Raw genomic sequence first — 14017 nt, 5'->3', positions numbered from 1 at the left:
GTTAAAATCCTTAAAAACCTGTTTCTGAGCCTCCTATTTAAGGATTATAGACGAAATGAGCTGATTGGTAATAAGATCCTCCATTTCTAACAGATTTTCTTCTTCGACAAAATTACTGGCTTTATAAGAAAACAGTTTCCAACGTTTTTTATGGTATTCCAACGCGGTTAAGTTTTCTACCCAATCACCAGAATTAAGATATAAAGTAGAGCCGTGTTTGTTTTGAATAGTTGCAATTTTTGGTTCGTGAATGTGTCCGCAGATTACGTAATCGTAGTTTTTTTCGATTGCTAAATCGGTTGCAGTTGTTTCAAAATCTGAAATAAATTTTACTGCTTTTTTTACGCTAGCTTTTATTTTTTTCGAAAAAGAATAAGGTTCTCGTCCAAGCTTTGCTAAACACCAGTTGGCAAATCGGTTCATTAAAATTAGATAATCGTAACCTAATCCGCCTAGTTTTGCAATCCATTTAGAGTGCTGAACCGAAGCATCAAAAACATCTCCGTGAAAAATCCAAGCTTTTTTATCGTCCAATTCTAAAACTAATTTATCAACAAGAGCAAAATTTCCCATATTCATATCGCTGAATTTTCGAAGTATCTCATCGTGATTTCCAGTAATATAGTACACTTTTGTTCCTTTAGAAGCCATTCCGATAATGCGCTGGATCACTCGCAAATGGGCTTTAGGAAAGTAAGATTTTCGAAACTGCCAAGCATCGATTATATCGCCGTTTAAGACTAGAGTTTTGGGTTTAATGCTTGAAAGATAGTTGTTTAATTCTTTAGCATGACTTCCGTAAGTTCCTAAATGAACATCAGAAAGAATGACCAATTCGACGTTTCTTTTTTTCAATTTTTCTTGATTTGAAGTTTTACAAATGAAAGAAAGTTTGTGAAATTTGACTTTATTAAAAGGTTATTAAAAAGAGGATATTTTTACCAAATTGTAATTTTTATCCCATTTAATGTTTCGTTAATAATACCAGTTTTAAATTTTTTAATTTAATTCATAAAACTTACATTTGCTCAAAACAAAACACAATGGCAGGAAACAGCTTCGGCACATTATATAAAGTAACAACATTTGGAGAATCTCACGGTGAAGCTTTAGGCGGTATTATTGATGGATGTCCTCCAGGAATACAATTAGATTTTGAAGCAATTGAGGTAGATATGGCAAGAAGAAAGCCAGGTCAGTCGGCAATTGTTACTCAAAGAAAAGAACCAGACAGCGTTCAATTCTTATCAGGAATATTTGAAGGAAAAACTACAGGAACTCCAATAGGTTTCATTATTCCGAACACCAACCAAAAATCAGACGATTACTCTCATATAAAAGATAATTACAGACCAAGCCACGCCGATTACGTTTACGACCAGAAATATGGTTTGCGTGATTACCGAGGCGGCGGAAGAAGTTCTGCAAGAGAAACAGCAAGTAGAGTGGTAGCGGGTGCAATTGCAAAACAGATGTTGCCTGAAATTAAGATTAATGCTTATGTTTCTTCTGTTGGGCCAATTCATTTAGAAACGCCTTACCAAGAATTGGATTTTTCTAAAATAGAAAGCAATCCAGTACGTTGTCCAGATGAAAAATCGGCAGCGATAATGGAAGAATATATTCGTGATATCCGCAAGCAGGGAGACACTGTTGGAGGTGTTGTAACATGCGTGATTCAGAATGTTCCGGTTGGTTTAGGAGAGCCTGTATTTGATAAACTTCATGCAGAATTAGGAAAAGCAATGCTTTCTATTAATGCAGTAAAAGGTTTTGAATACGGAAGCGGTTTTTCTGGGTCTGAAATGAAAGGAAGTGAACACAACGACTTATACAATCCTGACGGAAGTACAAAAACAAATCTATCAGGCGGAATTCAAGGCGGTATAAGCAACGGAATGGATATTTATTTCAGAGTTGCCTTTAAACCGGTTGCAACTATTATGCAGACTCAAGATTCTTTAGATAATAAAGGTAACATTACACCAATGACAGGAAAAGGACGTCATGATCCGTGTGTAGTGCCTCGCGCAGTGCCTATCGTAGAAGCGATGGCAGCAATTGTTTTGGCAGATTTTTATTTAATCAACAAAACATATTAATAAAAGGTAAGACAGTGAGGGTCTTATATTTTAATAATTAAAAAATAATTTAATGCAAGAAGTTACAGAAACTAAAAAACAATCATTTCTTTCGGGATTAACAGGGCAGATTATAATTGCGATGGTTCTTGGAGCCATTTTAGGAATTATACTGCATAATACCATTTCGCCTGAAGCCGCGCAGTTATTTAGTGGTAAAATAAAAATGTTGGCAACCATCTTTATCCGTTTGGTGCAAATGATTATTTCGCCTTTAGTTTTTACTACTTTGGTAGTAGGAATTGCGAAATTGGGTGATATTAAAACTGTTGGAAGAATTGGAGGAAAAGCTATTGGGTGGTTTTTTACAGCTTCATTTATTTCGCTTTTAATCGGATTGTTTTACGTAAATGTTTTGCAACCAGGTGTTGGTTTAAAACTAGACCATGTCGATATGGCGGCAGCTTCTGAAGTTACGGGTAAAACGCAAAATCTTTCTTTCGATAATTTTGTTGAGCACATTGTGCCAAAAAGTATTGTCGAAGCAATGGCAACTAATGAAATCCTGCAGATTGTAGTTTTCTCTATTTTCTTCGGATTAGCGGCAGCTTCTTTAGGGCCAACGGTAAAACCAATTATTGGAGCCTTTGATAAATTATCGCATATTGTTTTAAAAATGGTAAACTACGTAATGAAATTTGCGCCAATTGGAGTTTTTGGTGCCATTGCGGGTGTGTTTGCTATACGTGATGCAGAAGAATTGGTTATCACATACTTTAAATTTTTCGGTTCGTTTTTAATTGGTATCAGTACGCTGTGGATTATTTTGATTGCGGTCGGATATATTTTCCTTAAAGGAAGAATGACTGAATTACTAAGACGAATTACAGGACCTCTAGCAATTGCTTTCGGAACAACGAGTAGTGAAGCAGTTTTCCCTAAATTGACGGAAGAATTAGAAGGTTTTGGCGTAAAAGATAAAATCGTTTCTTTCATGTTGCCGCTTGGTTATTCGTTTAACCTTGACGGAAGTATGATGTACATGACTTTTGCCAGTATCTTTATTGCTCAATTTTACAATGTGCATTTAGATTTAGGAACACAAATGGCAATGCTTTTGGTTTTAATGCTTACCAGTAAAGGTATTGCGGGTGTGCCTCGCGCAAGTTTGGTTGTTGTGGCTGCAACTTGCGGTATGTTTGATATTCCGATTGAAGGGATTGCATTGATTCTTCCAATTGACCATTTCTGTGATATGTTTAGAAGTGCAACCAATGTATTAGGAAATGCATTAGCGACTTCTGTTGTAGGACAATGGGAGGAAAACAAAGAATAATAATAGCACTAAGATTTAATTTTTTTTCTTAGTTATCGAAATAATTTTTGACAAGCTGTATTTTTTTATGAAATACAGCTTTTTTTTATTTTAAAGTGTATATTTGATCAAACTAGCCGATTAATGCCCCAAATACGGATTTTTTTACTTTTACTCTTTGCTCTGAATTGCTTTGCCAATTCGGCGATCTCGCAATCTAATTGTAATATTGATCCTAAGATCGATAAGATTGTAAAAAAAGCACTTTTAAATTTTAGGGAATCTAATTTCGAAAAATCACTTACTTATTCCAGAACGGCTTTAAATGCTGCAACCGCAAAAAAAGATTATTGTCTTATTGCTCGTTCGTATAATATTATAGCGGCCAATTATAATGAATTGACAGAGTTTGATAAAGCTGTTTTTTTCTATAAAAAAGGACTGTATTACGCCAATAAAACTAACAATGATACTTTAAAATGTAATCTCTATAATAATCTGGGGAATATGTTTTGTTTCGAAAAGAAACAGTTTGACGAAGGAATTCGCTATTATAAAAAAGCGGTTGCCTACGCTTTGAAAATTAATGATCTGAAAGAAGTTTATTTTACGAATGTCAATATTGCTTGGGCTTATTTTGATATTGAAAATTATAAGCAGGGGTCTCTTTTTCTGAAATATGTCAATAGCACCAAATTAAAATACAATGACGGATCTACAGAAGTTATTGTAGATATGCTAAATGGGATTTATGCTAGTCACAAAAATGATAATAAAGCGGCAAATGCTCATTTTTTGAGCGCAATAGAAGCAGGAAAAAGATGTCAGGAGAAAACAGATTTGGCGCATGCTTATTTAGAATATTCTCATTTTTTAAATAAAATCAATAAGCATAAAGAAGCTTACGATGCGCTTGTAAATCATTATAGCCTTTCTGATAAATTGTATGATGCTAAAAAGCTTAAAAAAGCGTCGCAGGCAGGTTTGAGTTTGGAATTGGATGAATACAAAAGACAGATCGATAAAGTTGAGGGTGAAAAAGTAGAGCAGTCTCAAAGTTTGCGAAAATCAAAAATCATTGTAATTCTATTTATTTTGATTTCGCTGATTCTTTTAATTTTAATTATCACGCTGATAAGAAACATCAGATACAAGAAAAAGCACAATTTAGAGCTTCTGCAAGCAAAAGAAATTGCAGAGGAAGCTTCTCTGCTCAAAACGCAATTTATATCTACTATAAGCCACGAATTGCGCACACCGCTTTATGGAGTGGTCGGGATTACCAATATGCTGCTCGAAGAACACAAAGAGATTTCAAGAAGCCAGCATTTGAGTTCTCTGAAATTTTCTGCGAGATATCTATTGTCGTTAGTAAACGATATTCTGCAAATCAATAAAATTGAAGAAAATAAAATCGTACTTGAAAACCTGACTTTTAATATTACCGATGAAATTACAGTAATCAAGAATTCGCTTTCTTTTCTTTCGCAAAAAAATAATAATAGGATTTCTATTGATATTGATCCGTGCATTCCAGAATATTTAATTGGAGACAAGTTGCGACTGGCTCAGATTTTAATGAACTTGGTGAGCAATGCTTTGAAATTTACCAAAGACGGACAAGTTGAAATTATTGTAAAACTTAATAAAGTTGAAGGAAAACTATATTATTTAGATTTCCTGATAAAAGATAACGGAATTGGAATCGCGCTTGTTGACCAGAATAAGATTTTTGAAAAGTTTGTTCAGGTTGGCAGAAAAGATGAAGATTATCAAGGTACAGGTTTAGGGCTTAGCATTGTAAAAAGATTGCTTGGGCTTTTTGGAAGTACGATTTCTTTAGACAGCGATTTAGGAAAAGGAACTTCATTTTCGTTTACAATCGCTTTTGAACACGATTTAGCCAAAACGAAAAGTATTATTGATGAGATTGAAGTAGATCTGACTTCGAGCGAAATCTACAAAATTTTGGTGGTTGAAGATAATTTAATTAACCAGCTGGTGACCAAAAAGATTATCGAAAAGAACAATTATGCCTGCAAAGTGGTAGATGATGGTTTTGGAGCACTTAAAATTTTAGAAGAAGAAACCTTTGATTTGATTTTAATGGATATTAATATGCCTTTAATGAACGGATTTGAAACTACTAAAAGAATACGTCTTCTCGGTATAGAAACGCCAATTGTGGCTCTGACAGCTTTTGATAAAGATGAAATTACAGATGAAGCGATTTCGTCGGGAATGAATGATATTATAATTAAACCTTTTGAGCCAGTTAAATTATTTAAAATAATCAATTTCCTTATAAACGAAAAAAACGCTGTTTAATACCAGCGTTTTTTGTTTTTCTTAGAATTATCCGATTTTCTCGATTTGTGAGCGCCACCGCTTCTGTTGGAGTTTTTAGGTTTTTCTCCTGCTTCTGGACTTCCAGAATGCCATTGGTACGGATGATCGGCAATCGTTTTTACATCTACTTTAATCAGTTTCTGAATATCTTTCCAATAAGGAAGTTCGTCTTTTCCGCAGAAAGAAATAGCAATACCGCCGTTTCCCGCACGACCTGTACGGCCAATACGGTGAACGTAAGTTTCAGGAATATTCGGCAAATCAAAATTGATAACATACGGAAGTTGTTCAATGTCAATTCCACGTGCAGCAATGTCTGTAGCTACAAGAACACCAACTTCTTTATTTTTGAAAGCGTCTAAGACTCTTTGTCTTGCGTTTTGAGACTTATCGCCATGAATGGCTTCTGCAGGAATATCTTTTTTGCGAAGCGCTTTTACAACATTGTCAGCGCCATGTTTTGTTCTCGAGAAAACAAGCACGTTTGATAAATTTTCTTCTTTAATCAAACTATATAATAAGTTTCTTTTTTCAGTTTTATCTACAAAATAAATACGCTGTTCTACATTTTCTGCTGTAGAAGAAACGGGAGAAACTTCTACTTTTTCTGGATCTTGCAAAAACATTTCTGCCAGTTCGCGAATTGCAATTGGCATTGTAGCAGAGAAAAGTAAAGTCTGTCTGTTTTTAGGAGTCAGTTTTACGATTTTTTTGACATCGTTTATAAAACCCATATCCAGCATCTGATCGGCTTCATCAAGCACTAAAGTATGCAAGTGATTAAAATCAAGAAAACCTTGTTTGTGAAGGTCTAATAAACGCCCAGGAGTAGCAATTAAAATATCGACTCCGTTTTTTAAAGCGTCTACTTGCGGGTTCTGAGAAACTCCTCCAAAAATAGTCAGCTGTGTTAAATTGGTATATTTGGCATAAGTATCAAAACTTTGTCCGATTTGTACTGCCAGTTCGCGGGTAGGCGTAACCACAAGCGCGCGAATCAGTTTTGTTTTTTTTGATGAACCTACAATGCGGTGTAATTGGTGTATAATTGGAATAGCAAAAGCCGCTGTTTTTCCTGTTCCGGTCTGCGCACAGCCAATTAAATCACGGCCAGCCAAAACAATTGGAATAGATTTTTCCTGAATTGGGGTCGGATTTAAATAGCCTTCTTCAAATACGGCTTTTTGTATACTTTTTGAAAGTGATAGATCTTCGAATAACATATCTTAGGTGATTAACTATTTTAGTTTTAATTCTAAAATGCCGTGCAAAGATAAGTTTATTCAGTCAATCGTTTGTTTGAATTGGCTTTTATTTGGCAAAACCAATCTTCTTCGTATCTGGAATCAATTTTTAAATCAATCTTTTTCGATGTTGGCTTTAATGAAATCAGTTACCAAATAGCCAATTAATTTACCAATTAAATTATTGTTTGGAGAATTGTCTAAATCTGGCGCTCCTTCGCAGATATGCAGGTAAGTCGCATTTTTATGTTCGCCAAAGAAAGAAACAAATTGTCTCAGTTCTTCAACTGAAAATCCGCTTATGGTCATGGCACTGCTGGCAATGTTCGGAATTGCATCCAGATCGATCTCTATTCCGAAAGCGTCATTTTTCACAAAATCCAAAGCGGTAATCATTTCACGATTAAAATCTTTTTCTTTTCTAATGTTAACGCTATCGTATGTATTATAACGAACGCGGTCTTCCAGTTTTTTAATAATATCTAAAACACTTTTTGAAGTGTAATTTTCATGAAGTCCGAAAATGAAATATTTCCTTAAAAAACCTTCTTCGTAAGCATAAGAGAATCCGTTTCCGCTATGACGGCCTTCTAAAATTCTAAAGTCCGAGTGCGCATCAAAATTGATTGCATTTATAGGTTTTCCTTTCGCAAGAGCGGCACCTTTAATATTTCCGTAAGCATTATTATGGCCTCCGCCAATAATAATAGGTGTTTTTCCAGCTTTAATTATCGTAAAAATAATATGAGATACTTCTTTGTCTATTTTTTCAACCAGCTGGCTTAATTTTGATCTGTCGTCAATGTCGTTGAAGTCTAAGTTTTCTACTTCACGCATTTCATCAGCAACATTAATATGGCCTAAAATAATAATATTGCTTCCTTTAGAAAAACGATTGTGCTGAATGTTAGCAATGCTTTTTATAGCAGATTGCCATGCAGAAGCCGCTCCAGGTCTTCCGTAGTTGGCACGCACGCCAATATCTTCAGGAATTCCTAAAAGTACATATTTTGCTTCGCTTTCTTTAATAAAATCAACCTTGTCAACTCCAGAAGGAATGACAATCATTTTTTCTCCGAACTTTATTTCACCACTTCTGTGATTTGTGATTTTTGCTAAATCATTTATAGTGAAAGGGATTAATTTTTCCATGAAAAAAATTTATTTTCCAAAAATAATATAATTGTAGAAACTTACGTTATTACCTTATATTAATTCTTAAATTTGTTATTAAAGAAAATTTTTTAAATATGGAAAACCCAAAGAACAACAATTCAAGTCTAAAGGCGGTAATCGCAGTTTTAGCAGTCCTACTTATTGGTAGCTTAGTGTATATTTTTAAACTATCGTCTGATAGTGATGTAGTTAAGACAGAACTTACCACTACATTAACAGAAAAAGAATCTGTAATGAAAGATTTACAGGAGCTAAAAGCAACTTACGATGCTGCAATTGCTGAAAATACTTCGATGTCTGACGAATTAATCCAAGAGAGAGACAAAGTAGTAGCTTTGATGGATGATTTGAACAAGTCTAAAGGAGATGTTTCTAAATACAGATCTCAAGTTCAGGCAATGCAAAGTAAAATGAAAACTTTAGTTGCTGAAAACGATGAGTTGAAAAAACAAAATGGTGTTTTAACTACTCAAAGAGACAGTACTATTGTAGTTTTAGGAGAATCTAAGAAATATAACGAAGTATTAGTTGGTCAAAACGAAGAATTAGCTAAAACTGTAGAAAAAGGTTCTAAATTATCTGTGTTAAACACAAAAACTTCAGCTTACAAATTGAAAAGCTCTGGTAAACAAATCGAAACTGATAAAGCAAGCCGTGCTGATGTTTTGAAAGTTAGTTTTACAATTGCTGAAAACCAAATTGCAAAATCTGGTGACAAAACGTATTATGTTCAAGTTATCGATGCTAAAAACAATGTTTTAGGCGAAAAGAAAACAGAAAGTTTTGGAGATAACACATTGACTTACAGCTTTAAAACTACTGTAAAGTATGAAAACAAAACTGTTCAAGTTAGTGAAGATCTTCCTGGAAAAGATTTTGCTAAAGGAACTTACTTTATCAATGTATTTGATAATGACGAATTAGTTTCTAAAACTAGTTTCAGTTTAAGATAAGCCGAAGGGAAAAATACCACTTAAGATATTAAAGGTCTGCAGTTTTTTGCAGACCTTTTTTTATGGAATAATAATTTAAAAATTGACTGAAAGCAAAAAGTTATTTTAAAATTTTGCCTTCTACAAAAACAGATTCGATAAGGTTGCTACCAAAAGCGTACGGAATCTGATAATAAGAAGAAATTGGTTTTGTCAGGATTAAATTGGCTTTTTTGCCTTTTGTAATGCTTCCGTGAGTTTCTGAAAGTCCCATAGCATAAGCGCCGTTTATGGTGGCAGCGTTAATTGCTTCTTCTGGCGTCATTTTCATTTTGATACAAGCCGTTGCTACAACAAAATTCATATTTCCAGATGGAGTAGAACCAGGGTTAAAATCGGTTGCCAATGCTAGAGGAAGACCCGCTTTTAACATTTCGCGCGCTGGCGTATACGGAATACTTAAAAAATAAGAACAAGAAGGTAGAGCAACAGGCATTGTTTCTGTGTCTTTTAATGCCTGAATGTCTTCTGGATTCATCACTTCGAGATGATCTACAGAAAGTGCATTAAATTTAATTCCAGCCTGAATACCGCCAATAGAATTAAATTGATTCACGTGGATTTTTGGTTTTAAACCAAAGTCGATTCCGGCCTTCATGATTTTTTCGGTTTCTTCTACAGAAAAATAACCGCTTTCGCAGAAAACATCTACATATTCTGCCAGTTTGTTTTTGGCAATTTCAGGAATCATCTTAGTAATGATTTCGTCAATATAACCTACTTTGTTTTCTTTATAATGTGTTGGAAAAGCATGTGCGCCTAAAAAAGTAGCTTTTATAGAAATTGGATAATTTTCTGCCAGTTTTTTAATTACGCGGAGCATTTTTAGTTCGCCTTCAATGGTTAATCCGTAGCCAGATTTAATTTCAACGGCACCAGTTCCTAAGTGCATTACTTCTTCTAGACGAATTTTTGACTGTTCGTAAATTTCTTCTTCTGAGGTTTCGTTTAGCTTTTTAGCCGAATTCAAAATTCCGCCACCACGATTCGCGATTTCTTCGTAAGAAAGTCCGTTGATGCGGTCAACGAACTCTTGTTCGCGATTTCCAGCATAAACAATATGAGTGTGGCTATCGCACCATGACGGAAGAACCACTTTTCCTGTAGCATCAATAGTTTCGTCAGCATTGATTTTTGGAAGGTCGTCCATTGAGCCGAAATCCTCAATTAAATGGTCTTTTATAATTAAAAAAGCATTTTTAATAGTGGGAAGAATTGCCATTTCAGAACCTGAAACTTTAGCGATTGAAGTTTCGCGAACTTGTAATAGCTCTTGTATGTTTGTGATTAATGTGATCATTGGTAGGAATTGTTATAAAACACAAATTTCACAAATTATCACTAACTAATCCGTGAAATCTGTGAAATTCGTGTTTTAATTTGTATGTTTTTTTTATTCTGAAACGGTAATTTCAAACATTTTGCTCCAGTTTTTACCAGTTACAAAAATAGTTTTAGTTTTAGGATTATATGCAATACCGTTTAAAACATCATCTTTTGTAATATCTATCATTGTTTTTCTTAAATCAGATAAGTTTAAAATACCTTCAACAGCTCCCGAATTTGGATTTACAACAGCAATAGCATCTTTAAACCATACATTTGCATAGATTTTCCCGTCAATCCATTCAATTTCATTAACGGCTTTAATTTTTGAAGTACCTGAATAAACGTTGATATAATCAATCATTTTTTGAGTAGCTGGATTAACTTTCCAAATTTTTTCAGTTCCATCTGTCTGATAAATATGTTTTCCGTCATTTGTCATTCCCCATCCTTCGATATCTTTTTCATAATCAAAGGTTTTTTCAAGCTTTAAAGTTTTAGCGTTGTAAATGAAACCTTTTTTATTCTTATAAGTTAATTGGAATAATTTATCATTTATAAATGTAATTCCTTCTCCAAAATATTGCTGGTCAAGATCAATTTGTTTGAAAACTTTTCCAGTTTTATAGTCATATTTTTTTATAAAGGAAGCTCCTTCTTGTCCAGTGCTTTCGTATAAAGTATCTTTATAAAATTCTAAACCTTCTGTAAATGCTTTTTTGTCATGCGGAAAAGTATTTACAATTTTATATTTTAATAATTTTGGCTCAATGTCTGAAACTACCTCAATTCTAGCAGTAGCATCAGAAGAATCTCCTCCAAAATAAACTTTAGCTTTTAGGTACTGATAACCCAATTTTTGATCTATTAATTCAAATCTAAAATTTTCAGCACCCTTTGTGCCTCCAACTCTTTGGTCGTTTACGAAGTAGGCAACGCTGTCAATTTCTTTTGATTTTGGGTTTAAAATTCCAATATTAAGCGCTTCTTTTTGCGTAAGATGAGCTGGAAAAGCAGAATCATCGATAGTAAATAAAGAATTTTCACCTTTATTTTTTTCTCCACATCCAATTAATGTGATTCCTAATAAAATGACAGCTAGGAAGTTATATTTTTTCATAGTTTAAAATTTGAATAAGGCAATATACGACGATATTTTTATTGCCGCAAAGGTCTTGCAAAAATATAAAAAGGTTGTATATTTGCACCGGCAAGTCCTACACGACCAGCTCCTGCAGACTCCCCCAGGATGGGAACATAGCAAGGGTACGTGGTTGAGCGGTGCGATGTAGGTCGCTTGCCATTTTTTATTTTTAGAATTATTTAATTTGTGATCTTCCTTTATGGAAGATTTTTTTATTTTTACCCTGCTGGGATTTTTTTTAACCGCAATCCCGATAGCTATCGGGATTGCGGTTAAATTAAAAGTATATAAAAAGTACACTTTTTAACCAGTAAAATATATTTAACTCTTAATAGCTAACTAACAATGAGTAAAGTCGTTTTAATAACCGGAGGATCATCTGGAATTGGAAAATCGATTGGTGAATTTTTACACCAAAAAGGTTTCGTTGTATACGGAACAAGCAGAAATCCTGAGAAAGTTTTAAATTCTATTTTTCCATTAGTTGCTTTAGATGTTCGAAATTCTGATTCTATTAAAACTGCCGTTAGCAGAATTATTGAAACTTCTGGAAGATTAGATATTGTAATTAACAATGCTGGAGTTGGAATTACAGGACCTTTGGAAGAAATTCCAACCGAAGAAATCAGGAATAATTTTGAAACTAATTTTTTCGGGCCAATTGAGGTGATGAAAGCGGCGCTTCCGCAAATGCGTAAACAGAATTCGGGACTTATTATAAATATAACTTCGATTGCAGGTTATATGGGATTGCCGTATAGAAGCGTTTATTCCGCTTCAAAAGGAGCTTTAGAATTAATTACGGAAGCTTTAAGAATGGAGGTTAAATCTTTCGGAATTGAAATCACGAATGTTGCGCCTGGAGATTTTGCAACCAATATTGCAGCGGGACGTTACCACGCGCCAGTTATTAAAGATTCTGCTTATGAAAAAGTTTACGGAGATGTTTTGGCAACAATGAACGATCATGTTGATGCAGGAAGTAATCCGAATGAAATGGCCGAAGCAGTTTACAAAATCATTCAGACTAAAAAGCCAAATGTGCATTATAAAGTAGGAGCATTTATGCAAAAGTTTTCGATTGTCTTAAAACGAGCGCTTCCAGATAAAATGTACGAGAAAATGCTGATGAATCATTATAAGCTTTAAACATTATAAATTTAGAATAATAAAAACCGAGGTAAACTTTTTTTGCTTCGGTTTTTATGTAAATAAAGCTGTAATTCTTACAAAAACATGTTGCATTTTAAAAAGTGAAACATGTTTTTTTGTTTTATAACACATTGTAGATTAGTTGATTCGTATTTTTGAGTACCCTTTTGATAATTGATTGTTAAACATTTTTGATGTTTAAAATGCAAGTCTGTTTTAGAATGGATTTTCTGCTTTTATCATTTTAGAAACTTAAAATCGGATCGAATGAAAATAAAATTACTCCTTTTCTGGATGGTAGTATTAATTTCTACTACAGATGTTTATTCGCAAGTTGGTGTCGGAACTTTCACTCCTAATAATTCTGCTCAATTAGATATTGTAGCATCAAACAAAGGAATTCTGATTCCAAGAGTTTCACTGCAAAGCAATACAGATACTTCTACAATTACTAGCGGAAATATCGAAAGTCTTTTGGTTTATAATACCAATACGGCAAGCAGTATTACACCTGGTTATTATTATTGGTATAACAATAAATGGCACAGAATTATAACAGATCAAAATTTTATTAATCAGGTAGTCACGACATTAGTTGATAATGGCGATGGAACTTATACGTATAAAAGTGAAGATGGAACAATTACTGTGATAGATATTCCCGCTAATGAAACGCTTACTTCTTTGGTTTACGATGCTGCCGCAAATACACTAACTTATGTAGACGAGCATAAAAACGGAACGGTTATTAATCTTCAAACTTTGGTTCGAAATGTAGAATCTATTACAACTTTGATTGATAATTCAAACGGAACTTATACGTATACCAATGAAAAAGGAGTTCAAACTACAATTGATTCAAATCATACTGATGTACTGACAACAATTGCAATGAATCCCGATAATGTTCATATCGATTATAAAGATGAAGCTGGAAATATTACGCAGCTGGATTTAACTCAGGCTATTAAAAATTTAGAAACGACTACAACTTTAGTTGATAATGCAAACGGAACGTATACGTATACAAACGAAAAAGGAACAACTTCATTAATTGATGTCCCAAGCAGTGTAATTAATAATGCTACGACTATTTTTAATACTACGAATGTTGTAAATGAAATTATTCCGATAATTAAAGCCAACGAAACCCTGACTTCTCAAACTCAAAATCTAACTTCAGGCGATATTACTTTTACCGACGAAGATGGAGCAAGTTCGGTTGTAAAAGTCACAAG

10 protein-coding genes, 1 other RNA gene and 1 pseudogene are annotated in these 14017 nt (G+C 33.8%); 7 read left to right on the top strand and 5 right to left on the bottom strand.

The window, feature by feature from the left end; translation table 11 throughout:
- Positions 1-33: 33 nt before the first annotated feature.
- Complete coding sequence (locus Q9Q97_RS20285) at positions 34-855, bottom strand: UDP-2,3-diacylglucosamine diphosphatase (protein WP_306160458.1); 822 nt, start codon at positions 853-855, stop codon at positions 34-36.
- Positions 856-1043: 188 nt separating this feature from the next.
- Here Q9Q97_RS20285 and aroC point away from each other — a divergent pair, with 188 nt between their 5' ends.
- From aroC to Q9Q97_RS20270, 3 genes are all read left to right on the top strand, one after another.
- The gene (aroC, locus tag Q9Q97_RS20280) at positions 1044-2102 is read left to right on the top strand and encodes a chorismate synthase (protein ID WP_306160456.1); all 1059 of its coding nucleotides are present in this window, start codon (positions 1044-1046) and stop codon (positions 2100-2102) included.
- Positions 2103-2154: 52 nt separating this feature from the next.
- A complete protein-coding gene (locus Q9Q97_RS20275; RefSeq protein ID WP_306160455.1) occupies positions 2155-3417 on the top strand; it encodes a dicarboxylate/amino acid:cation symporter in 1263 nt (420 codons plus the stop codon).
- Between the two features lie 123 nt (positions 3418-3540).
- On the top strand, positions 3541-5724 hold the full coding sequence (locus Q9Q97_RS20270) for a response regulator (RefSeq protein ID WP_306160452.1): 2184 nt from the start codon (positions 3541-3543) through the stop codon (positions 5722-5724).
- Here the strand turns inward: Q9Q97_RS20270 and Q9Q97_RS20265 are convergent.
- Both Q9Q97_RS20265 and Q9Q97_RS20260 read right to left on the bottom strand, forming a co-directional pair.
- Positions 5721-6968, bottom strand: coding sequence for a DEAD/DEAH box helicase (locus tag Q9Q97_RS20265; RefSeq protein WP_306160451.1), 1248 nt, complete (start codon positions 6966-6968; stop codon positions 5721-5723). The genes Q9Q97_RS20270 and Q9Q97_RS20265 overlap by 4 nt on opposite strands.
- 135 nt (positions 6969-7103) lie before the next feature.
- A complete protein-coding gene (locus Q9Q97_RS20260; protein WP_306160449.1) occupies positions 7104-8141 on the bottom strand; it encodes a formimidoylglutamase in 1038 nt (345 codons plus the stop codon).
- 98 nt (positions 8142-8239) lie between these two features.
- Here Q9Q97_RS20260 and Q9Q97_RS20255 point away from each other — a divergent pair, with 98 nt between their 5' ends.
- Positions 8240-9118 carry a hypothetical protein gene (locus Q9Q97_RS20255; RefSeq protein WP_306160448.1) on the top strand — a complete coding sequence of 293 codons (879 nt, stop codon included), beginning with the start codon at positions 8240-8242 and terminating at the stop codon, positions 9116-9118.
- A gap of 100 nt (positions 9119-9218) precedes the next feature.
- Here the strand turns inward: Q9Q97_RS20255 and hutI are convergent, their stop codons facing one another.
- On the bottom strand, positions 9219-10457 hold the full coding sequence (gene hutI, locus Q9Q97_RS20250; protein ID WP_306160446.1) for an imidazolonepropionase: 1239 nt from the start codon (positions 10455-10457) through the stop codon (positions 9219-9221).
- Positions 10458-10550: 93 nt separating this feature from the next.
- The gene (locus Q9Q97_RS20245) at positions 10551-11603 is read right to left on the bottom strand and encodes a glutaminyl-peptide cyclotransferase (RefSeq protein WP_306160444.1); all 1053 of its coding nucleotides are present in this window, start codon (positions 11601-11603) and stop codon (positions 10551-10553) included.
- Between the two features lie 88 nt (positions 11604-11691).
- Here Q9Q97_RS20245 and ffs point away from each other — a divergent pair.
- From ffs to Q9Q97_RS20230, 3 genes and pseudogenes are all read left to right on the top strand, one after another.
- Positions 11692-11789: signal recognition particle sRNA small type (gene ffs, locus Q9Q97_RS20240), an RNA gene on the top strand.
- A 183-nt stretch (positions 11790-11972) separates the two neighbouring features.
- The gene (locus Q9Q97_RS20235) at positions 11973-12776 is read left to right on the top strand and encodes an SDR family oxidoreductase (protein ID WP_306160442.1); all 804 of its coding nucleotides are present in this window, start codon (positions 11973-11975) and stop codon (positions 12774-12776) included.
- 270 nt (positions 12777-13046) lie between these two features.
- Positions 13047-14017, top strand: a pseudogene (locus Q9Q97_RS20230) (hypothetical protein); the annotation flags it as partial.

This window comes from Flavobacterium sp. DG2-3 (assembly GCF_030730925.1).
Lineage (GTDB): Bacteria > Bacteroidota > Bacteroidia > Flavobacteriales > Flavobacteriaceae > Flavobacterium.
Note: the sequence above shows the minus strand (reverse complement) of the source record. Positions and strands in the feature narration are given on the sequence as shown.

Bases quoted from the DNA above. Each gene is read 5' to 3' on its own strand.
- Q9Q97_RS20260 (WP_306160449.1), bottom strand. From the start codon at position 8,141: ATGGAAAAATTAATCCCTTTCACTATAAATGATTTAGCAAAAATCACA.
- Q9Q97_RS20245 (WP_306160444.1), bottom strand. From the start codon at position 11,603: ATGAAAAAATATAACTTCCTAGCTGTCATTTTATTAGGAATCACATTA.
- Q9Q97_RS20270 (WP_306160452.1), top strand. From the start codon at position 3,541: ATGCCCCAAATACGGATTTTTTTACTTTTACTCTTTGCTCTGAATTGC.
- Q9Q97_RS20255 (WP_306160448.1), top strand. From the start codon at position 8,240: ATGGAAAACCCAAAGAACAACAATTCAAGTCTAAAGGCGGTAATCGCA.
- hutI (WP_306160446.1), bottom strand. From the start codon at position 10,457: ATGATCACATTAATCACAAACATACAAGAGCTATTACAAGTTCGCGAA.
- Q9Q97_RS20275 (WP_306160455.1), top strand. From the start codon at position 2,155: ATGCAAGAAGTTACAGAAACTAAAAAACAATCATTTCTTTCGGGATTA.
- aroC (WP_306160456.1), top strand. From the start codon at position 1,044: ATGGCAGGAAACAGCTTCGGCACATTATATAAAGTAACAACATTTGGA.
- Q9Q97_RS20235 (WP_306160442.1), top strand. From the start codon at position 11,973: ATGAGTAAAGTCGTTTTAATAACCGGAGGATCATCTGGAATTGGAAAA.
- Q9Q97_RS20265 (WP_306160451.1), bottom strand. From the start codon at position 6,968: ATGTTATTCGAAGATCTATCACTTTCAAAAAGTATACAAAAAGCCGTA.